The 25391-nt window shown below is 61.2% G+C and carries 25 protein-coding genes; 8 read left to right on the forward strand and 17 right to left on the reverse strand.

The window, feature by feature from the left end:
- The 8 genes from gcvP to arcD (ASD70_RS24460) all read right to left on the reverse strand — a co-directional run bounded on the left by gcvP (position 1) and on the right by arcD (ASD70_RS24460) (position 10394).
- The gene (gene gcvP / locus ASD70_RS24425; RefSeq protein WP_056847633.1) at positions 1–2838 is read right to left on the reverse strand and encodes an aminomethyl-transferring glycine dehydrogenase; all 2838 of its coding nucleotides are present in this window, start codon (positions 2836–2838) and stop codon (positions 1–3) included.
- A gap of 10 nt (positions 2839–2848) precedes the next feature.
- Positions 2849–3232 (reverse strand): glycine cleavage system protein GcvH, encoded by a 384-nt coding sequence (gene gcvH / locus ASD70_RS24430; protein WP_046069295.1) that lies wholly within the window; start codon positions 3230–3232, stop codon positions 2849–2851.
- 314 nt (positions 3233–3546) lie between these two features.
- Positions 3547–5055 carry a sigma-54-dependent transcriptional regulator gene (locus ASD70_RS24435; protein WP_046069294.1) on the reverse strand — a complete coding sequence of 503 codons (1509 nt, stop codon included), beginning with the start codon at positions 5053–5055 and terminating at the stop codon, positions 3547–3549.
- Between the two features lie 209 nt (positions 5056–5264).
- Positions 5265–5627 carry a DUF5064 family protein gene (locus ASD70_RS24440; RefSeq protein WP_056847634.1) on the reverse strand — a complete coding sequence of 121 codons (363 nt, stop codon included), beginning with the start codon at positions 5625–5627 and terminating at the stop codon, positions 5265–5267.
- 18 nt (positions 5628–5645) lie between these two features.
- Complete coding sequence (gene arcC, locus ASD70_RS24445; protein ID WP_046069292.1) at positions 5646–6575, reverse strand: carbamate kinase; 930 nt, start codon at positions 6573–6575, stop codon at positions 5646–5648.
- 86 nt (positions 6576–6661) lie between these two features.
- Positions 6662–7672 (reverse strand): ornithine carbamoyltransferase, encoded by a 1011-nt coding sequence (locus ASD70_RS24450; RefSeq protein ID WP_027605559.1) that lies wholly within the window; start codon positions 7670–7672, stop codon positions 6662–6664.
- A gap of 12 nt (positions 7673–7684) precedes the next feature.
- The gene (gene arcA / locus ASD70_RS24455) at positions 7685–8941 is read right to left on the reverse strand and encodes an arginine deiminase (protein ID WP_046069291.1); all 1257 of its coding nucleotides are present in this window, start codon (positions 8939–8941) and stop codon (positions 7685–7687) included.
- 25 nt (positions 8942–8966) lie between these two features.
- A complete protein-coding gene (gene arcD / locus ASD70_RS24460; protein ID WP_056847635.1) occupies positions 8967–10394 on the reverse strand; it encodes an arginine-ornithine antiporter in 1428 nt (475 codons plus the stop codon).
- A 406-nt stretch (positions 10395–10800) separates the two neighbouring features.
- On the opposite strand from arcD (ASD70_RS24460), the gene arcD (ASD70_RS24465) reads away from it, so the two are divergent.
- Together arcD (ASD70_RS24465) and ASD70_RS24470 are read left to right on the forward strand one after the other, a co-directional pair.
- Entirely contained in the window at positions 10801–12228 is a 1428-nt protein-coding gene (gene arcD / locus ASD70_RS24465; protein WP_056847636.1) for an arginine-ornithine antiporter, read from the forward strand.
- On the forward strand, positions 12225–13076 hold the full coding sequence (locus ASD70_RS24470) for a DNA-3-methyladenine glycosylase family protein (RefSeq protein WP_056847637.1): 852 nt from the start codon (positions 12225–12227) through the stop codon (positions 13074–13076). The genes arcD (ASD70_RS24465) and ASD70_RS24470 overlap by 4 nt, the downstream gene beginning before the upstream one ends.
- Before the next feature lie 104 nt (positions 13077–13180).
- Here ASD70_RS24470 and ASD70_RS24475 read toward each other — a convergent pair whose 3' ends face one another.
- The 7 genes from ASD70_RS24475 to ASD70_RS24505 form a co-directional block, all read right to left on the reverse strand.
- On the reverse strand, positions 13181–14530 hold the full coding sequence (locus ASD70_RS24475; protein WP_056847638.1) for a CoA transferase: 1350 nt from the start codon (positions 14528–14530) through the stop codon (positions 13181–13183).
- 40 nt (positions 14531–14570) lie between these two features.
- Positions 14571–15914: a sensor histidine kinase gene (locus tag ASD70_RS24480; RefSeq protein WP_046069288.1), complete on the reverse strand. Its 1344-nt coding sequence runs from the start codon at positions 15912–15914 to the stop codon at positions 14571–14573.
- Positions 15915–15982: 68 nt separating this feature from the next.
- Positions 15983–16444 (reverse strand): LTXXQ domain protein, encoded by a 462-nt coding sequence (locus tag ASD70_RS24485; RefSeq protein ID WP_046069287.1) that lies wholly within the window; start codon positions 16442–16444, stop codon positions 15983–15985.
- 103 nt (positions 16445–16547) lie between these two features.
- A complete protein-coding gene (locus tag ASD70_RS24490) occupies positions 16548–17225 on the reverse strand; it encodes a response regulator transcription factor (RefSeq protein WP_046069286.1) in 678 nt (225 codons plus the stop codon).
- A gap of 7 nt (positions 17226–17232) precedes the next feature.
- Positions 17233–17640 carry a hypothetical protein gene (locus tag ASD70_RS24495; protein WP_056847639.1) on the reverse strand — a complete coding sequence of 136 codons (408 nt, stop codon included), beginning with the start codon at positions 17638–17640 and terminating at the stop codon, positions 17233–17235.
- 106 nt (positions 17641–17746) lie between these two features.
- Complete coding sequence (locus ASD70_RS24500; RefSeq protein WP_046069284.1) at positions 17747–18046, reverse strand: YciI family protein; 300 nt, start codon at positions 18044–18046, stop codon at positions 17747–17749.
- Between the two features lies 1 nt (position 18047).
- Positions 18048–18644 carry a septation protein A gene (locus ASD70_RS24505; protein ID WP_005790819.1) on the reverse strand — a complete coding sequence of 199 codons (597 nt, stop codon included), beginning with the start codon at positions 18642–18644 and terminating at the stop codon, positions 18048–18050.
- Between the two features lie 87 nt (positions 18645–18731).
- Here ASD70_RS24505 and ASD70_RS24510 point away from each other — a divergent pair, with 87 nt between their 5' ends.
- The 6 genes from ASD70_RS24510 (at position 18732) to rluB (ending at position 23616) form a co-directional block, all read left to right on the forward strand.
- Positions 18732–19595: a PHP domain-containing protein gene (locus tag ASD70_RS24510; RefSeq protein ID WP_046069283.1), complete on the forward strand. Its 864-nt coding sequence runs from the start codon at positions 18732–18734 to the stop codon at positions 19593–19595.
- Between the two features lie 13 nt (positions 19596–19608).
- Positions 19609–20238, forward strand: coding sequence for an L-threonylcarbamoyladenylate synthase (locus tag ASD70_RS24515; RefSeq protein ID WP_034115727.1), 630 nt, complete (start codon positions 19609–19611; stop codon positions 20236–20238).
- A 120-nt stretch (positions 20239–20358) separates the two neighbouring features.
- On the forward strand, positions 20359–21057 hold the full coding sequence (locus ASD70_RS24520) for a segregation and condensation protein A (protein WP_172833438.1): 699 nt from the start codon (positions 20359–20361) through the stop codon (positions 21055–21057).
- 12 nt (positions 21058–21069) lie between these two features.
- Positions 21070–21984: an SMC-Scp complex subunit ScpB gene (scpB, locus tag ASD70_RS24525; RefSeq protein WP_056847640.1), complete on the forward strand. Its 915-nt coding sequence runs from the start codon at positions 21070–21072 to the stop codon at positions 21982–21984.
- 75 nt (positions 21985–22059) lie between these two features.
- The gene (locus tag ASD70_RS24530) at positions 22060–22251 is read left to right on the forward strand and encodes a DUF1289 domain-containing protein (RefSeq protein ID WP_046069281.1); all 192 of its coding nucleotides are present in this window, start codon (positions 22060–22062) and stop codon (positions 22249–22251) included.
- 144 nt (positions 22252–22395) lie between these two features.
- Entirely contained in the window at positions 22396–23616 is a 1221-nt protein-coding gene (gene rluB / locus ASD70_RS24535; protein WP_046069280.1) for a 23S rRNA pseudouridine(2605) synthase RluB, read from the forward strand.
- Between the two features lie 195 nt (positions 23617–23811).
- Here rluB and ASD70_RS24540 read toward each other — a convergent pair whose 3' ends face one another.
- On the reverse strand, positions 23812–24771 hold the full coding sequence (locus ASD70_RS24540) for a hypothetical protein (protein ID WP_056847641.1): 960 nt from the start codon (positions 24769–24771) through the stop codon (positions 23812–23814).
- Between the two features lie 72 nt (positions 24772–24843).
- Positions 24844–24981 (reverse strand): hypothetical protein, encoded by a 138-nt coding sequence (locus ASD70_RS29170; protein ID WP_003237751.1) that lies wholly within the window; start codon positions 24979–24981, stop codon positions 24844–24846.
- Positions 24982–25391 lie beyond the last annotated feature (410 nt).

The raw sequence follows: 25391 nt of genomic DNA on the forward strand, positions 1-25391 counted from the left end.
TTATGCGTAGCTCTCGATCGAGGGGCATGCGCAGACGAGGTTGCGATCGCCAAACACGTTGTCGACCCGGCCAACCGGTGGCCAGTATTTGCCTTCGATCAATGACGGCACCGGGTACACCGCTTGTTCGCGGGTGTATGGATGCGTCCACTCACTCACCAATTCAGCCGCGGTGTGTGGTGCGTTTTTCAGCGGGTTGTCGTCCTTGTCCAACGTGCCGTTTTCCACCGCACGGATCTCTTCGCGGATGGCGATCATGGCGTCGCAGAAGCGGTCCAGTTCTTCCTTGGATTCACTTTCGGTCGGCTCGATCATCAAGGTGCCAGCCACCGGGAACGACATGGTCGGCGCATGGAAACCAAAATCGATCAGGCGCTTGGCCACGTCGTCCACGCTGATGCCGCTGCTGTCTTTCAAGGGGCGCAGGTCGAGGATGCATTCATGGGCCACCAGGCCGTTGCTGCCGGTGTAGAGCACGGGGTAGTGCTCTTCCAGGCGACGGGAAATGTAGTTGGCATTCAGGATCGCCAGCTGCGAGGCGCGCTTGAGGCCGGCGCCGCCCATCATGCTGATGTACATCCAGGTGATCGGCAAAATGCTCGCGCTGCCGAACGGTGCGGCACACACCGCGCCTTCCTTGCGTTCCATGGCCGCGTGGCCGGGCAGGAATGGCGTGAGGTGCGACTTGACGCCAATCGGGCCGACACCCGGGCCACCACCGCCGTGGGGGATGCAGAAGGTCTTGTGCAGGTTCAGGTGGGACACGTCGCCGCCGAACTTGCCCGGTGCGCACAGGCCAACCATGGCGTTCATGTTGGCGCCGTCGATGTACACCTGGCCGCCGTTGTCGTGGATGATCGCGCAGATGTCGCGGATGCCTTCCTCGAACACGCCGTGGGTGGACGGGTAGGTGATCATCAGTGCGGCGAGGTGCTCGCGGTGCTCGATGGCCTTGGCGCGCAGGTCTTCGATATCGACGTTGCCACGCGCATCGCAGGCGGTCACCACCACGCGCATGCCGGCCATGTTGGCGGTGGCCGGGTTGGTGCCGTGGGCTGATGACGGGATCAGGCAGATGTCGCGACGTGCTTCGCCACGGCTCTGGTGATAGGCGCGGATAGCCAAGAGGCCTGCGTATTCACCTTGGGAGCCTGCGTTTGGCTGCAGGGAGATCGCGTCGTAACCGGTGGCCGCGCAGAGCATGGCTTCCAGTTCGGTGGTCAGTTGCTGGTAACCGGCGCTTTGCTCAGCCGGGGCGAACGGGTGCAGGGCGCCGAACTCGGCCCAGGTCACCGGGATCATTTCGCTGGCGGCGTTGAGCTTCATGGTGCACGAGCCCAGCGGGATCATGGTGCGGTCTAGGGCCAGGTCCTTGTCGGCCAGCTTGCGCAGGTAGCGCATCAGTTCGGTTTCCGAATGATAGCGGTTGAATACCGGGTGGCTGAGGATTGGTGACTGGCGCAGCAAGGCGGCAGGCAGCGCGCTGTCGGTGGCCGCGAAGGCGGGCAGGGCCTTGCCGTCGGCGAAGATCGCCCACAAGGCCTGGATATCGGCCTGGGTGGTGGTTTCGTCGACCGACAGGCCAACGTGCTGGGCGTCCACTACGCGCAGGTTGATGCGCTGGGCGTGAGCCTTGTCATGCAGGGCTTTGGTGTTGGCGCCGGTGTTGAGTGTGATCGTGTCGAAGAAGTTTTTCTGCTCGACCTCAAGACCCAGGGCGGTCAAACCCTTGGCCAGGATCGCGGTCAACTGGTGTATGCGCTGGGCGATCTGGGTCAGTCCCTTGGGACCGTGGTACACGGCGTACATGCTGGCGATGTTGGCGAGCAGCACTTGGGCGGTGCAGATGTTGCTGGTGGCTTTCTCGCGACGGATATGTTGTTCGCGGGTCTGCATGGCCAGGCGCAATGCCGGCTTGCCGAAGCGGTCGACGGAAACACCGACCAGGCGCCCTGGCATATCACGCTTGAACGCATCCTTGGTGGAGAAGTACGCCGCGTGCGGGCCACCAAAGCCCAGCGGCACGCCGAAGCGTTGCGCACTGCCGATGGCGACGTCGGCACCGAACTCACCCGGTGGGGTCAGCAGGGTCAGGGCCAGCAGGTCGGCGGCCACGGCCACCAGGGCGTTGGCGGCGTGGAAGCGTTCGGTCAGCTCGCGGTAATCAAATACATCGCCGTTGCTGGCCGGGTATTGCAGCAGGGCACCGAAGAACGGGCTGACGTCGGTCAGTTCGCGCTCATCGCCCACCACCACGTCGATGCCCAGTGGTTCGGCACGGGTGCGCAGTACGTCGAGAGTTTGCGGGTGGCTGTGCACCGAGGCGAAGAAGGCGTTGCTGCCCTTGTTCTTGCTCAGGCGCTTGCAGAAGGTCATGGCTTCGGCGGCGGCGGTGGCTTCGTCGAGCAATGAGGCGTTGGCAATCGGCAGGCCGGTGAGGTCACTGATCAGGGTCTGGAAGTTCAGCAGCGCTTCCAGGCGGCCTTGGGAAATCTCTGGCTGGTACGGGGTGTAGGCGGTGTACCAGGCCGGGTTTTCCAGCAGGTTGCGCAGGATCGGCGACGGCGTGTGGCAGTTGTAGTAGCCCTGGCCGATGTAGGTCTTGAACAGTTGGTTCTGGCCGGCGATGGCCTTGATTTTGGCCAGGGCCTCGGCTTCGCTCAAGCCGTCTTCCAGGCCGAGCACGCTGGTGCCCTTGATGCTTTCCGGGATCACGCTGGCGCTCAGGCCTTCGAGGGAGTCAAAGCCCAGGGTGGCGAGCATCTGCTGCTCATCTGCCTGGCGCGGGCCGATGTGGCGGGCGATGAATTCGTTGGCGGTGGTCAGATTAACGGTCATGGCGCGCTCCTCAGGCTTCTGCGTTGGCTTTGATCAGGCGGTCGTACGCATCCTGATCCAACAGCTTAGCCACTGCCTCGGCGTCGGTCGGTTTAAAGCGGAAGAACCAGCCTTCACCCATCGGGTCTTCGTTGACCAGTTCCGGGCTGTCACTCAGCTTTTCGTTCACTTCCAGCACTTCACCCTTCAACGGCATATACACGCCGCTGGCGGCTTTTACCGATTCCACGGTGGAGGCTTCAGCGCCTTTGTCGTAAGCCTGCAACTCCGGCAGTTGCACGAAAACCACATCACCCAGCGCATTCTGCGCAAAAGCGGTGATACCCACGGTGACGCTGCCATCGGCTTCGGCGCGCAGCCATTCGTGATCTTCAGTGAAACGCAACTCGCTCATGGAAACTCCTCAGGGCCAGAATCGTCTGGTGGACGGGATTGGAATAATGGGGAGTTGCTTAGCAATATTGCGGCCAAGGTTATTAAGTCTTTATAAATCAGTTACTTGATGAAAATAGCTATAACATTGGCGTGTTTGGGTGTAGCGATTTCGCTACAGTCGAGTGCGTTAAAAAAAGCCTATGTGGATCAAAGCCTTGCATGGCGCGTAAAAAACAGGGTTGTAGCGATATCGTTACGCTGTAGCGCTTTCAGTACACGCAATGTCGTTCTCAGACCAAATCTGTAATGCGCCCCACTGTAGGAGCGCATGGCTCAAGGCTTGTTGGGGATGCCGTATTTGCGCAAGCGATGGGCAATTGCCGTGTGTGAGGTCTGTAGGCGGCTGGCCAGTTGGCGGGTCGAGGGGTAGCTGGTGTAGAGCTTTTCCAGCAGGTCGCGCTCGAAATCCTCCACGGCCTGTTCCAGGCTGTCGATTTCGCCATCGTTCTGGCGTGCTACGGAGGTGCCGGCGATGTCCAGGTCGCCGATGTCCACCAGGCTGCTTTCGCAGATGGCAGCGGCGCGGAAGATCACGTTTTGCAGTTGCCGCACATTGCCCGGCCAGCGATTGTCCAGCAGTGCCGGATAAGTGCCGGGCGCCAGGCGGCAGACCGGGCGCTGGATCTGCGCACAAGCCTGCTGCATGAAGTAGCGGGCCAGCAGCAGGATGTCCTGGCCGCGTTCGCGCAGGGGCGGTACTTCGACGTTGAGCACGTTGAGGCGGTAAAACAGATCTTCGCGAAAAGTGCCTTCGCTGACCATCTTTTCCAGGTTGCGGTGGGTGGCGCTGAGGATACGCACATTGACCTTCACTTCGCGGTCACCGCCCACACGGCGAAAGCTGCCGTCATTGAGAAAGCGCAGCAACTTGGCTTGCAGGTACGGCGACATCTCGCCGATTTCATCCAGAAATACCGTGCCCTGGTTGGCCAGTTCCATCAGCCCCGGCTTGCCGCCGCGTTGGGCGCCGGTAAAGGCGCCCGGGGCGTAACCGAACAACTCGCTCTCCGCGAGGTTTTCCGGGAGTGCCGCGCAGTTCAAGGCCAAAAACGGCGCACTGTGGCGTGCGCTGGTGGCGTGACAGGCGCGGGCCACCAGCTCTTTGCCGGTGCCGGTTTCGCCCTGGATCAGCAGCGGTGCATCCAACGCCGCCACCCGTTGCGCTCGCGCCTTGAGGGTGCGGATGGCCGGGGATTCGCCCAGCAGCGCATCAAAACCTTCGGCATGGTCGTGGTGCAGTGCCGACAGTTGCTCGCCGATGCGATTGGGTTGGTAGAGGGTGAGCAGGGCGCCTGCGTCAGTGATTGGCGTGGCGTCCAGCAACAGGGTCTGGCCGTTGACGCTGATCTCGCGCAACGGTAAGCGAAAGCCATGTTCCAGCAAGGTGTCCAGCAGCGTTGGGTCATTGAACAGCTCGGCAATGCTTTCCCCGGCAGGCTCGCGCCCGTACAGGGCGATCAACGCCGGGTTGGCCAACAGGATCTTGCCCGCGCTGTCCAGGGCCAGTACCGGGTCGGTCATGGCCGCCAGCAGGGCGTCGAGTTGCAGGTGGCGGCGTTGGCCCGGCAGGATGTCGACCACCTTTACCGCTTGCACGCCGTGCACGCTGAACAAGGCGTCACGCAGTTCCTCGAGTACCTCGGCGCTGAGGGTCGGCGCATCGATATAGACGTTGGGCGGCACCATCTCCACCGCATCCAGGTTGAGATTGCGCCCACCGAGCAAGGCCAGGACTTCCTGGGTGATGCCGACGCGGTCGATGAAGCTGACGTGGATACGCATGGGGCGGTTGGTAATTCTGGAGAGCAGAGGCGGCAAGTATGCCTTGGAGCGGGGCGTAGGTGAAATCTGACAAATGATGGAGATCAAAATGTGGGAGGGGGCTTGCTCCCGATTGCGGTGGATCAGCCAATCAACCTGTGGCTGGCACACTGCTATCGGGAGCAAGCCCCCTCCCACATTTTGAACTGCACTGTGTCAGTGCAGGCGTGTTATTCCAGATGTTCGGGCTTGACTGGATCACCTGATTTCACATCCAGCTGATGCCGCACATCCTCAAACATCAGGTCGTACTGCTTGTGCATCGACCCATTCAACACTGCGACTTTCGGCATGCCGTATTTCTGCGCAATGTTCATCGCATGCCGCGCAAAATCGAAGGCCTGGTCCTTGGCCAGGAAGAACTCTTCCTTGAGGTCCTTGCCCTGCACCGAACCGTGCAGCTTGAAGAGCATTCCCTTGCCTTCCTTTGGGTCCTGGCTGACTTCATAGTCGATGCACAGGTTGTAGCTGTAGTCGTCCTTGTTGAGCGCGTGGCGTTCAACGTGCAAGTGGCCGGGTTCAAAGGTAGCCATAGGCGTATCTCCTCTACTTCACAGATAGGTGATGCCAGGTTTCGCCGTGCTGATGCGGGTGCCGGCGCTGCCCTGGACGATGGCTTCGATGTCGGAGAGTGAACCGATCACCGCGGTTTTGCCAGTCTGGCGGGCGAACTCGCAGGCCGCTTGCACCTTGGGGCCCATGGAGCCGGCGGCGAATCCGAGTTTTTCCATGTCATCCGGGTGAGCCTGGCCGATGGCCTTCTGGGTTGGCTTGCCGAAGTCGATAAAAGCGGCATTGACGTCGGTGGCGATTACCAACAGGTCGGCGTCCAGTTGCGCGGCCAGCAGCGACGAGCACAGGTCTTTGTCGATCACCGCTTCAATGCCGCGCAGCTTGCCGTCTTCGCCATACATCGTCGGGATGCCGCCGCCGCCGGCGCAGATCACGATGGCTTTTTTCTCCAGCAGCCATTTGATCGGGCGGATTTCAAAGATGCGTTTGGGGCGCGGGCTGGCAACCACACGGCGGTATTTGTCGCCGTCGGGGGCGATGGCCCAGCCTTTTTCGGCGGCGAGTTTTTCTGCTTCGGCCTTGGAATACACTGGGCCGATGGGTTTGGTCGGGTTCTGGAACGCCGGGTCCTTGGCATCGACTTCAACCTGGGTGAGCAGGGTGGCGAACGGCACTTCGAAGTCCAGCAGGTTGCCCAGTTCCTGTTCGATGATGTAGCCGATCATCCCCTCGGTCTCGGCGCCCAGCACGTCCAGCGGGTAGGGCGAGACGCTGGTGTAGGCCGCCGCCTGCAACGACAGCAGGCCGACTTGCGGGCCATTGCCGTGGGCGATCACCAGCTCRTTGCCGGCGTGGATCTTGGCGATCTGTTCGGTAGCGATGCGGATATTGGCGCGTTGGTTGTCTGCGGTCATGGGTTCACCACGGCGCAGGAGGGCGTTGCCGCCCAGGGCTACGACGATGCGCATAATGCAATCCTTTTAGGGTGTGAGCAGAGCCCAATGTGGGAGCAAGCCCCCTCCCACATTTTTGAACCCTGTTCCGACAGTGAGAGTTAGATATCCGCCAACGCCGACACCAGAATCGCCTTGATGGTATGCATGCGGTTTTCCGCCTGTTCAAACGCGATGTTGGCCGGCGACTCGAAGACTTCTTCGGTCACTTCCACACCATTGGCCAGGTTCGGGTACCGCGCAGCGATGTCCTTGCCGACCTTGGTTTCGCTGTTATGGAACGCCGGCAAACAGTGCATGAATTTCACCCGGGGGTTGCCCGAGGCTTTCATCATCTTGGCGTTGACCTGGTAGGGCAGCAGTTGCTCGATACGCTCGTCCCAGGCTTCCACCGGCTCACCCATGGACACCCAGATATCGGTGTGGATAAAGTCCACGCCCTTCACTGCTTCTTTCGGGTCTTCGGTGATGGTGATGCGTGCGCCGCTTTCCTCGGCAAACGCCTGGCATTGCTTGATGAAATCCTCGTGTGGCCACAGCGCTTTCGGCGCGCCGATGCGCACGTCCATGCCGAGCTTGGCGCCGATCATCAGCAACGAGTTGCCCATGTTGTAGCGCGCATCACCCAGGTACGCGTAGCTGATGTCATGCAGCGGCTTGTCGCTGTGCTCGCGCATGGTCAGGGTGTCGGCGATCATCTGGGTCGGGTGGAATTCAGCGGTAAGGCCGTTGAACACCGGCACACCGGCGAACTTGGCCAGTTCTTCGACGATTTCCTGTTCGAAGCCACGGTACTCAATGGCATCGAACATCCGGCCCAAGACGCGGGCGGTGTCTTTCATACTTTCTTTGTGGCCGATCTGCGACGACACCGGGTCGATGTAGGTGACGTGGGCGCCCTGGTCATGGGCCGCGACTTCGAAGGCGCAACGGGTGCGGGTCGAGGTTTTTTCGAAGATCAGTGCGATGTTCTTGCCTTGCAGGTGCGGACGCTCGGTGCCGGTGTATTTGGCGCGCTTGAGGTCGCGGGACAGGTCCAGCAGGTAATGCAGCTCGCGGGTGGTGTGGTGCATCAGCGACAGCAGGCTGCGGTTGCGCATATTGAAAGCCATGATGGAATCTCCTTAATAGTCGATAGGGTCGCGGATGATCGGGCAGGTCATGCAGTGGCCGCCGCCACGGCCACGGCCGAGTTCACCGGCGCTGATGGTGATGACTTCCACACCGGCCTTGCGCAGCAAGGTGTTGGTGTAGGTGTTGCGGTCGTAGCCGATCACCACGCCAGGCTCTACAGCCACCACGTTATTGCCGTCATCCCACTGCTCGCGTTCGGCGGCGAAGCTGTTGCCGCCGGTCTCGACCACGCGCAGGGCCTTGAGGTTGAGGGCCGCGGCAACGGTATCGAGGAAGTTGGTGGTCTCGCGTTGGATATCGATACCATGAGGCTTGCTGTCGTCAGGGCGCAGGGTAAAAGGCACGATCTGGTTGACCACTTCGGGGAAGATGGTGACCAGGTCGCGGTCGCAGAAGCTGAACACGGTGTCCAGGTGCATGGCTGCGCGGGATTTGGGCAGACCGGCAACGATCACCCGCTCAACGGCGTTGTTCTTGAACAGGTTGCGCGCCAGTTGGCCGATGGCCTGGTGGGACGAGCGCTCGCCCATGCCGATCAACACCACGCCATTGCCAATCGGCATCACGTCGCCGCCTTCCAGTGTGGCAGCGCCGTGCTCCTGGTCGGGGTCGCCGTACCAGATCTGGAAGTCGGCGTTGGTGAATTCCGGGTGGAACTTGTAGATGGCGGAGGCCAGCAGGGTTTCCTGGCGTCGCGCCGGCCAGTACATCGGGTTGAGCGTTACACCGCCGTAGATCCAGCAGGTGGTGTCGCGGGTGAACTGGGTGTTGGGCAGCGGCGGCAAGATGAAGCTGGCGTGGCCGAGGAAGTCGCGGAACATCTCGATGGTCTTGCCACCAAAGCTGCTCGGCAGGTCATCGGCCGACACACCACCAATCAGGAACTCGGTGATCTTGCGCGGCTCCAGGCTGCGCAGCCACGAGCCGACTTCATCGACCAGGCCCAGGCCTACGGTATTGGCGGTGATCTTGCGCTCCAGGATCCAGTCCAGGGCTTCGGGGATGGCGACGATGTCGGTGAGCAGGTTGTGCATTTCCAGCACATCAATATCCCGCTCGCGCATCTTGGTCACGAAGTCGAAATGGTCGCGCTTGGCCTGGGCCACCCACAGCACGTCATCGAACAGCAGTTCGTCGCAATTGTTGGGGGTCAGCCGCTGGTGGGCCAAACCTGGGGAGCACACCATGACTTTGCGCAGTTTGCCGGCTTCGGAATGTACGCCGTACTTAACTTTTTCCGTGGTCATTACAAATCCTCCAGTGAACATACAATTACAGAGTCAGGAAGCCGTCGTAGAGCCCATAGGCCGCCACCAGGGCGCCAATGACCACTGCGGCGAAAATCAGCTTCTCGACGTTGGTGAAAATCGGTTTGCCCAGTTCACGCTTGGCCTTGGCGAACAGGATCGCGCCGGGGGCATAGAGCAGGGCGGAGAGCAGCAGGTACTTGGTGCCGCCGGCATAGAGCAGCCAGATCGCGTAGATCAGCGCGACGGCGCCGATGAACAGGTCTTTCTTGCGCTCCTTGAGGGCGTTTTCGTAGGTTTCGCCACGCACCGCCAGCAGCAGGGCGTAGGCCGCCGACCACAGGTAAGGCACCAGGATCATCGAGGTGGCGAGGTAGATCAGCGACAGGTAGGTGCTGGCGGAAAACAGCGTGATCACCAGGAAGATCTGCACCATCGCGTTGGTCAGCCACAGCGCATTGACCGGCACGTGGTTGGCGTTTTCCTTACGCAGGAACTCCGGCATGGTGTGGTCCTTGGCGGCGGCGAACATGATCTCCGCACACAGCAGCACCCACGACAGCAATGCGCCCAACAGCGAGATGATCAAGCCGACGCTGATCAGCACCGCACCCCAGTGGCCCACCACGTGCTCGAGCACGGCGGCCATCGACGGGTTCTGCAGCTTGGCCAGTTCCGGTTGGGTCATGATCCCCAGGGACAGCACGTTCACCAGCATCAGGAACAGCAGCACGGTGATAAAACCGATCACGGTGGCCTTGCCCACGTCGCTGCGTTTCTCGGCACGGGAGGAAAAGATGCTCGCGCCTTCGATGCCGATGAAGACCCACACGGTGACCAGCATCATGTTGCGCACCTGGTTCATCACGCTGCCCAGGTCAGGGTTTTTTACGCCCCAGATGTCTGCGGTGAAGATGTCCAGCTTGAACGCGAACAGCGCAATCAGTACGAACAGCAGCAACGGCACCACCTTGGCCACGGTGGTGACCAGGTTGATGAACGCCGCTTCCTTGATCCCGCGCAGCACCAGGAAATGCACGGCCCACAGCAGCACCGACGCACCGATCACCGCCGCCGGAGTATTGCCTTCGCCAAAGATCGGGAAGAAGTAGCCGAGGGTGCTGAACAAGAGTACGAAGTACCCGACGTTGCCCAGCCAGGCACTGATCCAGTAACCCCAGGCGGACGAGAACCCCATGTAGTCGCCGAAACCGGCCTTGGCGTAGGCGTACACACCGCCGTCAAGGTCAGGCTTGCGGTTGGCGAGGGTCTGGAAGACGAATGCGAGGGTCAGCATGCCGATGGCGGTAATTACCCAGCCAATCAATACTGCGCCTACGTCGGCACTGGCGGCCATGTTTTGCGGCAGTGAGAAGATCCCGCCGCCAATCATTGAGCCCACGACAAGTGCAACCAGCGCACCAAGCCTAAGTTTTCCGGGAGATTCAGACATTGCGTGACTCCAATGCAGGAGAAGAGAGATCACAGAATAATTCCGTGCGCTAATCAAACAGCTGACTCAGATCACTTCATTGGCACATTCCATTGTGAATTAACGACTTAGGGAGCAGAAGTTGCTGGGCGACACAGTCCGCGGGGGGGCGCTTGCTAGAGCGGGCTCCTCCGATGTGGTTAATCATTTCGTCCGGGACATGGAGGTTGACGCTAGTTCGTATTTGCGGATGTGCAAACTTTTTGTACGGCGTCTGACGAACGCTTCATAATTGACTTATTTAAATTCTAAATAAGCCTAAACTTCTCGCGTTTACATGCACTTATGTTATGAAGCGCTAGCGTGATTAAATTGAATTAGTTGAGTTCGCAGTGGTCGGCTCAAACTTTTATTGCGAGGAACCTGCATGTCCCAACCAGCCCAAAAACTTAGGCTCAGTGCCCTGATCGCCCTGGTCGTGGGTTCGATGATTGGCGGCGGGATCTTCTCGCTCCCGCAAAACATGGCGGCCCGTGCAGAAGTGGGCGCCGTGCTGATTGGCTGGGCAATCACGGCGGTCGGGATGTTGACCTTGGCCTTTGTGTTCCAGACCCTGGCCAACCGCAAACCGGAACTGGATTCCGGGGTGTACGCCTACGCCAAGGCCGGTTTTGGCGATTACATGGGGTTCTCATCCGCCTGGGGTTACTGGATCAGCGCGTGGATGGGCAACGTCGGTTATTTCGTGTTGCTGTTCAGCACCCTGGGTTACTTTTTCCCGGCGTTCGGCCAGGGCAATACCCCGCTGGCCATTGGTTGTGCGTCGCTGTTGCTGTGGGCGGTGCATTTCCTGGTGATGCGCGGGATCAAGGAGGCGGCGTTTATCAACCAAGTCACCACGGTGGCGAAGATTGTGCCGTTGTTGATGTTTATCGTGATCGCCGCGGTGGCATTCAAGGCGGATATCTTCACCCGCGACATCTGGGGCCTGGGTAACCCGCAGATGGGCAGCGTGGTCGAGCAGGTGCGCCACATGATGCTGGTCACGGTGTTTGTGTTTATCGGCATCGAAGGCGCCAGCGTGTACTCGGCGCGGGCCGAGAAACGCTCGGATGTAGGTCGCGCCACGGTGATTGGTTTCCTGGGCGTGCTGGCGCTGTTGGTGCTGGTGAATGTGCTGTCCCTGGGCATCATGAGCCAGCCGCAATTAGCGCAGTTGCAGAACCCATCCCTGGCGGGCGTGCTGGAACACATCGTCGGGCCCTGGGGCGCGGTATTGATCAGCATCGGCCTGGCGGTTTCGCTGCTCGGAGCGTTGCTTTCATGGGCGCTGCTCTGCGCGGAAATCCTCTATGCCACTGCCCAGGACAAGACCATGCCGGCGTTCCTGAAAAAGGAAAATGCCAATCAGGTGCCGGTTAACGCGTTGTGGCTGACCAATGTGATGATCCAGGCGTTCCTGGTGATCACGCTGTTTTCGGCCAGCACCTACACCACCCTGATCTACCTGGCGTCGTCGATGATCCTGGTGCCCTACCTGTGGTCGGCGGCCTATGCGGTGTTGTTGAGCGGGCGCGGCGAGACCTATGCCGGCGCTCAGCGCCAGCGCATGAAAGACTTGGCAGTGGGGCTGATTGCCCTCGGCTATGCGGTGTGGCTGTTGTACGCCGGGGGCTTGAAGTATTTGCTGCTATCGGCGCTGCTGTATGCCCCGGGTGTGATCCTGTTCGCCCAGGCCAAGCGCGAGCAAGGCCAACCCTTGTTCACCCACGTGGAAAAAGGCATTTTCAGCTGCGTGATCGCGGGCGCCGGGTTGGCGGCATACGGGTTATACAGCGGGGTATTGTCGTTGTGAGACTGGCGTATCAGCCGCCCTACGATTGGGCGGCAATGTTGGCGTTTTTGTCAGCTCGAGCCATCAATGGATTAGAAATCGTTGAGGCTGGCGCGTACCGTCGCAGCATCAGCGTGAACGGGCAACAGGGTTGGCTAAGCGTGGCGCCGGGCGCCGGCGATTGGCTGGAGGTGGGCATCGCGTTTCCTGACGCGGCGGCCTTGCCCGAGATCGAGCGACGCCTGCGGGCGATGTTCGATCTGGATGCCCGGCCCGAGGTGATCAATGCCCAGTTGGCTGGCGACCCGTTGATGGCGCAACTGGTTGCGGACCGTCCTGGCCTGCGCGTGCCCGGGGCCTGGGACGGGCTGGAGCTGGCGATTCGTGCGGTGCTGGGCCAGCAGATTACTGTGGTGGCGGCCATTCGCCTGGCGGGCAAGCTGGTGGCGCAGTATGGCCAGCCGCTGCACACCCCATACGCCGGTATCACCCATGTGTTTCCGACACCCCAAGTGCTGGCGGCGGCAGACCTCGCAACCCTGGGCATGCCCAAGGCGCGAGGCCGTACCTTGTCTGCCGTGGCCCAGGCAGTGTTGGATGACCCGCAGGTGTTCCAACCCAAGGCCAGCCTCAAGGACGGCGTTGCACGGTTGGTGGCGTTGCCGGGGATTGGCGACTGGACCGCGCAGTACATTGCCATGCGCCAGTTGCGCGAGGCGGATGCGTTTGCATCAGGGGATATCGGCCTGATCAATGCGCTGGCGGCGCTGGAGGGGAGGCCGGTGTCGGCGCGACAGCTGCTGGCCCGGGCCGAGGCGTGGCGGCCGTTGAGGGCGTATGCGGCGCAGCATCTGTGGACAACCCTGTAGGAGCGAGCTTGCTCGCGAAAAACCTTAGATTGCCGCTGGGTGTCAGGTTTCCCGCGTTATCGTTGGCGACCTTCGCGAGCAAGCTCGCTCCTACAGTGTATTAATCACCATTGAGGCCGGTGCGCGCCCAATTCTCCCGCTGGCAAATCCCACTGCAACGGCGTGCCACTGATGCTCAGCGGCGCCAGCAACCGATGGGCCTGCCCCCACGCCGTCTGCTCCACCACCAAACCCTGATCGCCTGGCTCTTCGGCACGCAACGCCGCTTGTTCCGGCACTTGCCCTGCCTCCACCAGCAATTTCGCCGTACGCGCCAATGACAAGCGCGCCGAGCCACCGCGGCCGGATACCAGGCGTTCGCCCAAGGCCCGGATCGCACTGGCAGCCATCAGGTAGCCGGTGGCGTGATCCAGCGCCTGCACTGGCAGCGGCACGGGGGTTTCCGCCTGCTTCCAGGCCATGCCCGACTCGGCGATCCCACTGCTCATCTGCACCAGGCTGTCGAAGCCGCGACGGTTACGCCACGGGCCGCTCCAGCCGTAAGCGTTGAGGCTGACGTCGATCAGCCCGGGGGCGAGGTCTTGCCGTTCGCCGATGGTGTAACCCAGTTGCTCCAGTGCATCGGCGCGGTAACCGTGGAACAGCACGTCAGCATCTTTGAGCAAGGCTTCGAATACCTGCCGGCCTTCGGGGCTTTTCAAGTCAAGGCGAGCGCAGCGCTTGCCCAGGGTCATTTCCGGCACCACGCCGGGCTCGTTCCAGGTCGGCGCATCGATGCGCAACACATCCGCACCCAACCCGGCGAGAAAACGACTGGCCACGGGGCCGGCCAATACGCGGGTCAAGTCCAGCACCTTGATACCGGCCAGCGGGCGCGCAGGCGAACCGAGCCAGGGTTTGTCGGTGCCGCTTTCGAAAACCTGGCGCTGTATCAGCTCTTCACTGTTCACCGCCAAGCCTTGCGGATGCTGTTGCCAGGCTTGCCACCCACGCATCTGCGCGGCGCAACCGCCGACGTCGACAATGGCCTGTTCCAGTTCGGCGGCGTTCCATGCCGCGACTTTGGCCGCCATCTCGGCGCGGTCGGCCACAGGCCCCAGCACCCGCTCGGCCGCGGCACGGTGATGGGGGGCGTTGGTGTGCAAGCGAATCCAGCCATCGGCGCAGGCATAGTCGCCGGCCACTGGGTCCCACAGCGGTGGCACTTGCCAACCCACTGGGCGAATCGAGGAGGAGAGCCACAAGGAGGCCAGGCGCCGGTCCACGCTGACATTGGGCAAACGCCCGGTCTGCTGCTGGAGCAACTGGGCGACGGCCTGGCCGGCGGCGCCGATGCTGGCAGCGGCCAGGTCGGTGACGGCGAAGGCCGAGGGCAGGGCCCCGGTTTCGGTCATGGCTATTGCTGCGTGTGGTAAATCGAGTGCGGCTTGGATGGGAGTCAGCAGGTCAGTCATCAAAGGCCCTCCGTAAGAGAAGGGCCACTATAGAAGATCCTCACACCGGTGTGACAACCCCAGGTTCCAATGGCAGGTCGATACTGGCGATAAAACCGCCCTGGGCATGATTGGCCAGGAACAGGCTGCCGCCATGACGCTCCGCCGCGCGCCGCGCAATTGCCAGGCCCAGGCCGTGGCCTTGTGCAGCCTGGCCTGGGGCGCGGTAGAACGGCTCGCCCAGTTGACTCAGGTGTTCGGGGTCAACGCCGGGGCCATGGTCGCGCACGCTGATCACAATATGCTCGCCGTGAAGATGCGCGTGCATCTCGATTGGCTGATCGGGCGGGTTGAAGCGCTGGGCATTGCGCAGCAGGTTATCCACAGCGCGTTCGATCATGGTCGGCCAGCCCTTGAGGTGTAGGTCGGCGTCAGCGGTGAGCTGTACCACCTGCTCCGGCGCGCCGAGTTGGGCGTCCTTTTGCAGGGTCCTGAGCAGCGGGTTGAGGTCGATGTCTTCGGCGCTGGCGTTGTCGGCATCGACCCGAGCCAGTACCAGGATCTCGCTGATCAAGGCTTCCAGGCGGTCGCATTCGCGGGTCAGGCGCGGCCAGAGTTTCTCCCGCTCCTCGGGGCTCGCACGTTCGGCCAGGGCCAGGGCGATCCGCAAGCGCGCCAGCGGCGAGCGCAGTTCGTGGGACACGTCACGCAGCAACTGGCGCTGGCTGCCGATCAGGCTTTGCAGGCGCGCACCCATGCGGTTGAAATCGGTGGCCAGCACGCCGAATTCATCACGGCGGTTGGCCAATTGCGCCAGGCTGTTTTGCTGATAGGTGGCTTGCCCCAGGTCATGCACTGCGCCGCGCAGGCGGCTGAGTGGGCGGGTGATGGACAGCGTCACCAGCAAGCTGAACAGGGTCAGCACCACCAGGGCAATCGCCAGGGCGCTGAACGGCCACAACAGGCTGCTGCGGTGCCAGGCATCCAGCTCCGGGTGAGGAATGCGGTAGATCAACAGGTAGGTGTCGCCGGTTTTGTCGCTGGTGTACTCGGCCGTCAGGCGCCGCCAGGGCAGGTGGCCGTCCTGGCTGTCATTCTGCCGGGCCTCGAAGGCCGCGGCGCGGCGCGGGAAAGTGCCGCGCACCACTGGCTCGCCGCTTTCGTTGAGCACTTGCACGTCGATGTGGTACTGGCGTTTGCGTTGTTGCAGCAAGTCCTGGGCAGCGTCCTCGCCCTGGGCTTCGTAGAGTTGGGTCCATTCCTGCGCCAGGTTGTTGAGGCCGGGATGGCGGCTGAGAATCCAGGCGTCCTGGTTGAGCATATGCCCGAGCAGGATCGACAAGCCGGCAACCAGGGCGATGGCCAGCCAGAAACTTGCCAGGATACGCCAGAACAATGAACGCACAGGAAACCCTCAAACAGGAAAAGCCCAGCGGCGTGAACCACTGGGCTGTAGGCATTACGCCTCGCGCATTATTGCGCTTTTTGCGCCTGCTGGGCTTTCCAGGCCTGGAATTCCTTCCACTCGGCGCGACGCTCGGCTTGCTTCTTGACGATCTCGTCGTACTTCTTCTGTTGGTCGGGCTTGAGCACGGCACGGATATCGGCCTGGGTTTTCTGCTTGCCGGCGGCGATTTCATCCTGCATGGCTTTCTGGTCGGCGGCCGGCAGTTTGTCCAGGTACTTCTTGACCAGGTCTTTGCGAGCGTGCCATTGGTCACCCATGAGCTTGCGGATCTGTTCGCGTTGTTCCTTGCTCAGGTCCAGTTGGCTGAACGGTCCACCTTTGCCACGCGGACCATGTTCACCGCCGTGGCCCGGGCCACCCATCATGTGGCCGGAGGGTTCGCCCATTGGGCCTGGGCCTTCTGGCATGGCCATGGCAACGGTAGGCAGGGCAGCGGCGAGCATCAAAGCGATAAGGGTCTTGCGCATGGTGATTCTCCTGTCTCTATTCCGGTGAGTCCGGATGTGAGTAGATTAGGGAGATCAAGGTCAGCCGCCGTCAGGAGAGGGTAAAGATTTGGTAAGGCTGCCTCTAGAGGCTGTAGTAGTACCCGCGACTGCGCAACGCGACGATCCGTGGCCGACCATCCGGGTGCGGGCCGATTTTCTTGCGCAGGTTGCTGACGTGCATGTCCAGGCTGCGATCGTAGAGGGTCAGCTTGCGGCCCAGGGCGATCTGCGCCAGTTCCTGTTTGTCCAAAGGCTCGCCGGGTTGGCGCAACAGGGCTTCGAGCAGGCGACTTTCGGAAACAGTGAGGGTGAATTCCTGCTCATCGATACTGACCACGCCGCGCACCGGGCTGAAGCACAGGTCGCCCAGTTCCAGTTGGGTCGACACCGCGGCCGGGTGGCTGCGGCGCAATACCGCGCGCAGGCGCGCCGTCAATTCGCGGGGATCGCAGGGCTTGGCCAGGTAGTCGTCGGCTCCCAGCTCCAGGCCGAGGATGCGGTCCAAGGGTTCGCCCCGGGCCGAGAGCATCAGCACCGGCAACTCCGGGTGGTCGTTGCGCAATTGCTTGAGCAGCTCCAGGCCGCTGCCGTCGGGTAGCATCACATCGAGCACCACCGCCGCCGGGGCGGCTTCGGCCAAGGCTCTGCGGGCGCTCAAGCCGTCGTGGCAGGCGCGCACCTGGAAGCCTTCCTGGCTCAACCAACTGGTCAGCAGCTCACAAAGCTCTTGGTCATCATCTATCAGTAACAGCTCGCTCATGACTCACTCAATTTAGCCATTGTCGACGGCGACGGTGCCCACCGCTGGCGAAGATCCCACACAATAGGGCGATCAGCGCGACGGCCGCGCCGATGACGAACCACTGCTGCTGTTCGGTCAGCCAGCGGGTCAAGGCGCCGCCCTGTATCTCTTTGAGTTGCTGGGCCAGGCGTTGGTTCTCTTGGCGCAAACGATTCAGTTGGACGCTTTCGCGGGCAGCGTCTGCGCTTTGCAGTTGCTTGCCCAGTGCTTCACGCTGGCGTTCGCTTTCTTTCAAACGTTGCTGCAACTCGGTGACCTGGGCGTCGGCACTCAAGGACAAGGGCGCGGAACCGCCGCTGTACGAGGGCTCTTCAGCGTGGGCCGTAGCCCCGATCGTTAACACTGCCAACAGACACAACTGACGTAAGCGCATCGGAACTCCTGATTCCACACGAATATTCAGAACGTTGTCGGCAGGTCACCGGGAATAATGAGCCATTGGCAGTGCGCCGAACCGATTTGCTTCGGCGCCGCCGGGCTCAAGGCAGGACTTGCTTGAACGGCTTGATCACGACTTCGGCGTACACGCCGGCCGCGACATAAGGATCAGCCTTGGCCCAGGCCTGGGCGTCGGCCAGGGAGGCGAACTCGGCGACGATCAAGCTACCGGTGAAACCGGCTTCGCCCGGGTCATTGCTGTCTACCGCAGGATGTGGCCCAGCCAGTACGATCCGGCCTTCGGCCTGCAGTTGTTTGAGGCGCTCGACATGGGCCGGGCGCACGCTCAGGCGTTTTTCCAGCGAGTTGGCAACGTCAGTGGCGATGATGGCGTAGAGCATGTCAGTCCTCGGTTTTGGGCGTGGTAGGGGCGGTGTCATGCAGGTGACGCGACAGGTAGATACCCTGGCCGATCAGGAACAATACGGTCATGCCGAGGCTGCCGAACACTTTGAAGTCGACCCAGTAGTCCTGGAAGGTGAATGCCACGAACAGGTTGGCGGCACCGCAGAACAGGAAAAACACGATCCAGGCCACGTTCAGGCGCACCCATACCGGTTCCGGCAAAGTCAGCGCATGGCCCATGATGCGCTTGATCAGCAGGCGGTCACCGATAAAGTGACTGCCGATAAACACCAGCGCGAACAGCCAGTTGACCACCGGGGCTTTCCATTTAAGGAAGGTTTCGCTGTGGAACGCCAGGGTCAGGCCGCCGAAGACCAGGCAGGCGATGAGCGTGAGCCATTGGCTTTTTTCCAGCTTGCGCTGGGAGATGAAGATGGCGCCGTAGACTACGATGGAGCTGATGATCAGTACCGCGGTGGCGCTGTAGATGCCGCCGAACGACAGCTCGTGACCGGCGATTTCGATGACCCTGGGGTCGAGTTTGGTAACGATGAAAAACAGCAACAGCGGGATGAAGTCGATGAATTGTTTCACAGTAAGAGCCAGAAGCTGGATGTGGCGGCATAATAACAAACATCCTTGGTTGCGATAGCGCCAGCTGACTTGAGGTTACATACCCACGTGAATGTTGATTTGCACTGCCACAGCACGGCCTCCGACGGCGCCCTGGCGCCCGCGGTACTGGTTGCGCGGGCGTTTGAAAAAGGCGTGCGAGTCCTGTCGTTGACCGACCATGACACCCTCGAGGGCCTCGATGAAGCCCGTGACGCCGCCCATTCCCTGGGCATGCAGTTGGTCAACGGCGTGGAGTTGTCGTGCACCTGGGGCGGTGCCACCATCCATGTGCTCGGCTACGGCTTCGACCAGAACGCCCCACCCCTGGTGGCCGCCATCGCCCAATTGCACGATGGCCGCTGGCTGCGGTCCGAAGAAATAAGCCGCAAGCTCAGCCTTAAAGGCATGCCCGGTGCCCTGGACGGTGCCCGCGCCATCCAGCAGGAGCTGGGTGACAGTGGCAACGCACCGGCCCGTCCGCACTTTGCCGACTGGATGGTGCGTGAAGGCTATGTCAAGGATCGCGCCGAGGCCTTTCGCAAATGGCTGGGCGCCGGCAAGTTGGGCGATGTGAAGCTGCATTGGCCGACCCTTGAAGACACCGTCGAGACCCTGCGGGCCTCCGGGGCCTGGGTCAGCCTGGCGCATCCCTGGCATTACGATTTCACCCGCAGCAAGCGTCGCAAGCTGATCAGCGACTATATTGGAGCGGGCGGCCACGCGATCGAAGTGGTCAACGGGCATCAACCTGCCGAACAGGTTGGCAGCCTGGCGATTCTTGCCCGCGAATTTGGTCTGCTGGTCAGTGCCGGCAGTGATTTCCATGGCCCAGGCGGCTGGTCCGAGATTGGCGAGTATCGCCAAGTCCCGGAAGATCTGCCGCTGTTGTGGGGGCGATTCAAGCATGACCCCATTATTGCCACCGTCTGAACAGGTAGAACACGTGAGTCAATTCTTCCAGATTCATCCGGAAAACCCGCAAGCGCGCCTGATCAAGCAGGCCGTAGAGATCATCCGCGCTGGTGGCGTGGTGATCTACCCGACTGATTCGTCCTATGCCATTGGTTGCCAGATCGGCGACAAGGGCGCGGTCGAACGCGTAAGGCGCCTGCGTCAACTGGATGACAAGCACAACTTTGCGCTGATCTGCAGCGACTTGTCCCAACTGGGGCTGTTTGCCAAGGTCGATACCGGCACCTTTCGCCTGCTCAAGGCCCACACGCCGGGGCCCTACACCTTTATTCTCAACGCCACCCGCGAAGTGCCGCGGTTGTTGCTGCACCCGAAGAAACGCACCATCGGCCTGCGTGTGCCGGAGCATCCGATAGCCCTGGCTTTGTTGGCCGAGCTGGGTGAACCGCTGATGAGCGTGTCGTTGATTCTGCCGGGTGAAACCGAGCCGCTGTATGACCCTTACGAAATGCGCCGCCTGCTGGAAAAACATGTCGACCTGATCATCGACGGCGGTTATGGCGGCAACAAGGCTTCCACGGTGATCAACCTCGCCGATGGCGAACCGGAGGTGGTGCGCGTGGGTTGCGGCGACCCGACCCCGTTCATGGTCGAGGCCTGAGTGTCGGCCGTGGAAACCGCTGACCCCCAGGCCGGCGCCCAGCAGGAACTGCCGTTTGCCATGGTGTATGGCCAGGCGGTCATGGAAATGCCCCTGGACCTGTATATCCCGCCGGATGCCCTGGAGGTGTTCCTCGAAGCCTTCGAAGGCCCGCTGGACTTGCTGCTGTACCTGATCCGCAAGCAGAACATCAATATCCTCGACATCCCGGTGGCGGAAATCACCCGCCAGTACATGGGTTATGTCGAGCTGATGCAGTCGGTGCGCCTGGAGTTGGCTGCCGAGTACCTGGTGATGGCCGCCATGCTCGCCGAGATCAAGTCGCGCATGCTGCTGCCGCGCTCGGAAACGGTGGAAGCCGAAGAGGATGACCCGCGCGCCGAGCTGATCCGCCGCCTGCAGGAATACGAGCGCTTCAAGGCCGCTGCCGAAGGCATCGACAACCTGAGCCGTGTGGGCCGCGATGTGGTGGTGCCCAAACTCGATGCGCCCGAAGCGCGTGCGCGTAAATTGCTGCCGGATGTGAGCCTGGAAGAACTGCTGATGTCCATGGCCGAGGTGTTGCGCCGTGGCGATATGTTCGAAAGCCATCAGGTCAGCCGTGAAGCCCTGTCCACTCGCGAGCGTATGAGCGATGTACTGGAACGTCTCAAGGGCGGTGGGTTTGTGCCGTTTGTCGAGCTGTTCACTGCCGAAGAAGGCCGACTGGGGGTGGTGGTGACCTTTATGGCCATCCTCGAACTGGTCAAGGAGTCCTTGGTGGAGCTGGTCCAGAATGAGCCTTTTGCGGCTATCCACGTGCGGGCGCGAGCCGAATAACGAGCTGAATCGATGAATCTGACTGAACCCCGCGAACTGGCACCCTTGCTGGAGGCCTTTCTCCTGGCCTCGGGCAAACCGCAATCCCTGGAGCGCCTGTTCGAACTCTTTGAAGAAGCCGAACGCCCGGAGCCGCCGGTCTTCAAGAAAGCCCTGGAGATCCTGCGCAAGTCCTGCGACGGCCGTGCCTTTGAACTGCGCGAAGTGGCGTCGGGTTATCGCCTGCAGATCCGCGAGCAATTTTCGCCGTGGGTGGGCCGTTTGTGGGAAGAGCGCCCCCAGCGTTATTCCCGGGCAATGTTGGAGACCATGGCGCTGATCGCCTATCGCCAGCCGATCACCCGCGGCGAAATCGAAGACGTGCGTGGCGTGGCGGTCAACAGCCATATCGTCAAGACCCTGCTGGAGCGCGAGTGGATCCGCATCGTCGGCTACCGTGATGTGCCGGGTAAACCGGCGATGTTCGCCACCACCAAGGTGTTCCTCGACCACTTCAACCTGAAAAACCTCGACGACCTGCCGCCCCTGGCCGAACTGCGCGAAATGGAAGCCGAGCCGGTGCTCGACTTCGACGACGCGCCGGTGCCGGCCAGCCTGCAGGAACTGGCCGACGCCAGTGCCGAGCCGGAGGAGCCAAAGGACGAGACCAGTTTCCACACGCTGTTGTTGGAGCTGGACGATATGGAACAGGGGATCAAGACCGACTTTGATGACCTGTTGCGTGACGGCGCGGCTGAACCTGAAACCCAGGTGAACGTTGAAGTTGAGCCTGAAGTCGAAGAAGACACGCTAGGCATCGCCGAAGCCCGGGAAAAACTGCTGGCCGCCGTCGCGGCCCTCGAACAGCCGCCGCTGAGCGACGAAGAAGACGAAGCCCGGGCGCTGGCAGAGGCCATCGAAAACGAACGCCGCCAATTCGAAGACTGATGCTGATTTAGTGTGGGAGGGAGCAAGCCCCCTCCCACATTGGATCTCCATTGTCTGGATGGTCTGGGAGAAAACATGAGTTCAACCAAAGACCCGTGCATCAGCATCTGCAAGTTCACCGACGACGTCTGCGTCGGCTGCGGACGCAGCAAGCGTGAAATCCGCGCCTGGAAGAAACTCGACAAAGTCGACAAGCGCACGGTTCTCGCCGAAGCCGAGCTACGCTTGCTGGCCCTTGGCGCCACCGGTCGGCGGAAAAGCAAATGACTTGGGCTTTATCGACTAGTCTGTGATGCGCAACACGCGCCATGCGCGTATGATTCGCGACCCCTTGGCGACCTATTCGCCCAAGGCCCCGCTTTCAATACCCTTCAGGCCACGCCTGAATCGACCCACCGGGAGGTGCTTACGATGAATGACCAAGACCAGAAAGACCAGGAAATCGGCCCAGCAGGCGAAAAGCTGCAAAAAGTGCTGGCGCGCATCGGCGTGGGCTCGCGCCGCGACGTCGAAGCCTGGATCACCCAGAAGCGCATCAAGGTCAACGGCGTCGAGGCCACCCTCGGCCAGCGTGTCGACCTGCACGATGCAATCACCATCGATGGCAAGGTGATCAAGCGTGAAGAGGCTGCCGAATCGGTGCGCCGCGTGATCATGTACAACAAGCCCGATGGCGAAATCTGCACCCGTGACGACCCGGAAGGCCGTCCGACCGTGTTCGACAAGATGCCCAAGCCCAAGGAAGGCCGCTGGATCAACATCGGCCGCCTGGACATCAACACCACCGGCTTGCTGATGTTCACCACTGACGGCGAACTGGCCAACCGCCTGATGCACCCGTCCTACGAGATGGACCGTGAATACGCCGTGCGTGTACGTGGTGAAGTCGATGACGAGATGATCGAACGCCTCAAGGCCGGCGTGGTGCTGGAAGACGGCCCGGCCAAGTTCACCGATATCAAGCAGGCCCCAGGCGGTGAAGGTTTCAACCATTGGTACCACTGCGTGGTGATGGAAGGCCGTAACCGTGAAGTGCGTCGCCTGTGGGAATCCCAGGGGCTGGTGGTCAGCCGCTTGAAACGCGTGCGTTTCGGCCCGGTGTTCCTGAACTCCGACCTGCCGATGGGCCGCTGGCGCGAAATGAGCCAGTACGAAGTCGACATCCTCAGTGCCGAAGTCGGCCTGACGCCGGTCGCGATGCCGCAGATGAATGCCAAGAGCAAGGACAAGCTTGAGCGTATGCAGCGCAAATCCTCGCGCCCGGTAGCGCGTACCGAGCGCGTGGCCCGTACCCTGCGCCCGGCGCTGAATGCCCCGGCCACTGGCGGTCGTATCTCCCGTGAGCCGCAGATCGAAGGTGAGCGTCGCCCTACCGCACCGTCCCGTCAGGAAGGTGAGCGTGCGCCCCGCACACCACGTCCTGCTCGTGGCGAAGCGCCAAGCGGTGGTCGCAGCAACCGTGGTGAAGCGGATCGCCCGGCCGACAGCGCCAGTACCAAGCGTCCAGCCAAGCCAGCGGCGAACAAGCGCCCTGGCCCGAAACTGGTAGCCGATGAGCCATCGGGCAAGCGCCGCGGCGCCCCGGCCGGTTCCGGCCAGCGTCCGGGTTTTGGTCGCAAGAAGCCGCAGTGATGCGCTAAGCGCTGCACAAAAACGCCAACCCTAGGGTTGGCGTTTTTTTTCGATCTGAATTTGAAATGCAATCAACTGTGGGAGGGGGCTTGCTCCTGATAGCAGTGTGTCAGTAACAGATACTTAGGCTGATATACCGCTATCGGGAGCAAGCCCCCTCCCACATTTGGTCTGCGGTGTTTTTGAGTCTTGTGTTCAGAAGGCAAACGTTCCATCGAAAACCGGTTTATCGTCCAAGGCCAACACCCCACTGGCAAAGATCAAATCCAGGTGATGGCTGCCTTTCTGCCCGCCGCCCAGGCCTAGGTGCAACCCGCAATGGCGCTCCTCGAACCCGGCGTTGCGCGCATACAGATCCTTGACCCCTTCATTGGTGCCAATGCCCAACTCCTCCACGCGACGGTTGGACGGGTTGGCATTCAGGTATTTGTTGAAATCATCCGCCAGCCCCGGCACCTCGCTGGCTACGCTGCAGATGGTCGAGTTCTCGATCCATAGTTCCAGCGGTGATTGCAGCACGCCGTATTTGCGTGCAAACGGAATAGTGCTGAGGAAGGTGCCGACAAACCGCACCTGGCCATTGATGGCTTCGCTGTGGGTGGCGATTTCGCCGGGGGCCAGGTCGTGGTTGCCGACGCCGTTGATATTGGTCCACTTCTTGATGCTGCTCATCGGCGCTTCCAGGCGCGAGCCGTGCTTGTCGGTGAAGCTCAGTACATTGGCCTGGGACATCCGTCGGATCAGCGTGGCGTTAAGGTCGGCGATGCGCTGCGGCTCGACGCTGAATGTGTCGTAGAAGTAATCGCCGTAATCCTTGAATAGCAGGGATTTCTTCCAGTGCTCGGCCATCACGCCGTGCAGGGCGCGGATAAAATCAGGGCCTTCAGCACGTGGATTGGGCAGGGTCGAGGAGTCGTAGAGAAACAGGTACAGGTCGCAGGCTTCGATGGCCTTGACCAGAGTGTCGCTGGGCGCCAGGTCCAGGCGTTGCAGCTGGAAGTTGAAGCGCGCGGCGCTACCGTGGGTGATTGCCTGGGCGATGGCGTCGTAGCGCTCGGTATGGCCCAGCAGCACGGTGGGACGATGCAGGCCGCTGAGGGCCGGGTGGTGTGCGAGGTAGTAGAGAAAGTGTTCGACGGCGCGGGCCTTGTCCATGACGTGTGTCCTTCTGTGCCTGGGTAAGGGGGCAGGTGCCGTGCACAGCACCTGCCGAATGCCTGCCGGGTATTAGAAAGGCCACATCGCGGTGCCGAAAGGCACAACGGCATCGGCTTGCATCATTTCAACGGCGGCCTCATGGGTCGGCGCTTCAAACCAATCGTCGAGTTGCAGTTCGGTTTCCAGGTCTTTTTCCAGTGCTTGCATGGTGTATCTCCTAGAGGACGTTGTTTGAGAACGGCTTGCCCGCGGGCTTTGCGGGCAAGTGCAAAGAACCTAGAAGAGTGTGTTTCAGAATGCAAAAAATTTATTGACACGGTCTCATTTGGATTTTTTCTTCTGTTTTTTTGCGGATTTTTTTATTCAAGCAAAACAGTGAATTGGCTGAACCGATTCTGCGGAAAATTCTCACCGACAATTTTCTGGTGGATGACGGTAAAAGCCGGCTGTAACGTAGGTTTTCCATGATGTAACGATAAGTTTACGAGTTTGCCCTGCTATTTCAGCGTGTGCCGAACGCGTAAGAAATATCTGCCAGTTTGTCGCGTGCGCTTTGCAGGCTCGGCCCGAAGCCGTCGAGCGGTGTACAATGCGCCGCGTTTTACTGTGACCCCCCT

The organism is Pseudomonas sp. Root569, from assembly GCF_001427465.1.
GTDB lineage: Bacteria > Pseudomonadota > Gammaproteobacteria > Pseudomonadales > Pseudomonadaceae > Aquipseudomonas > Aquipseudomonas synxantha.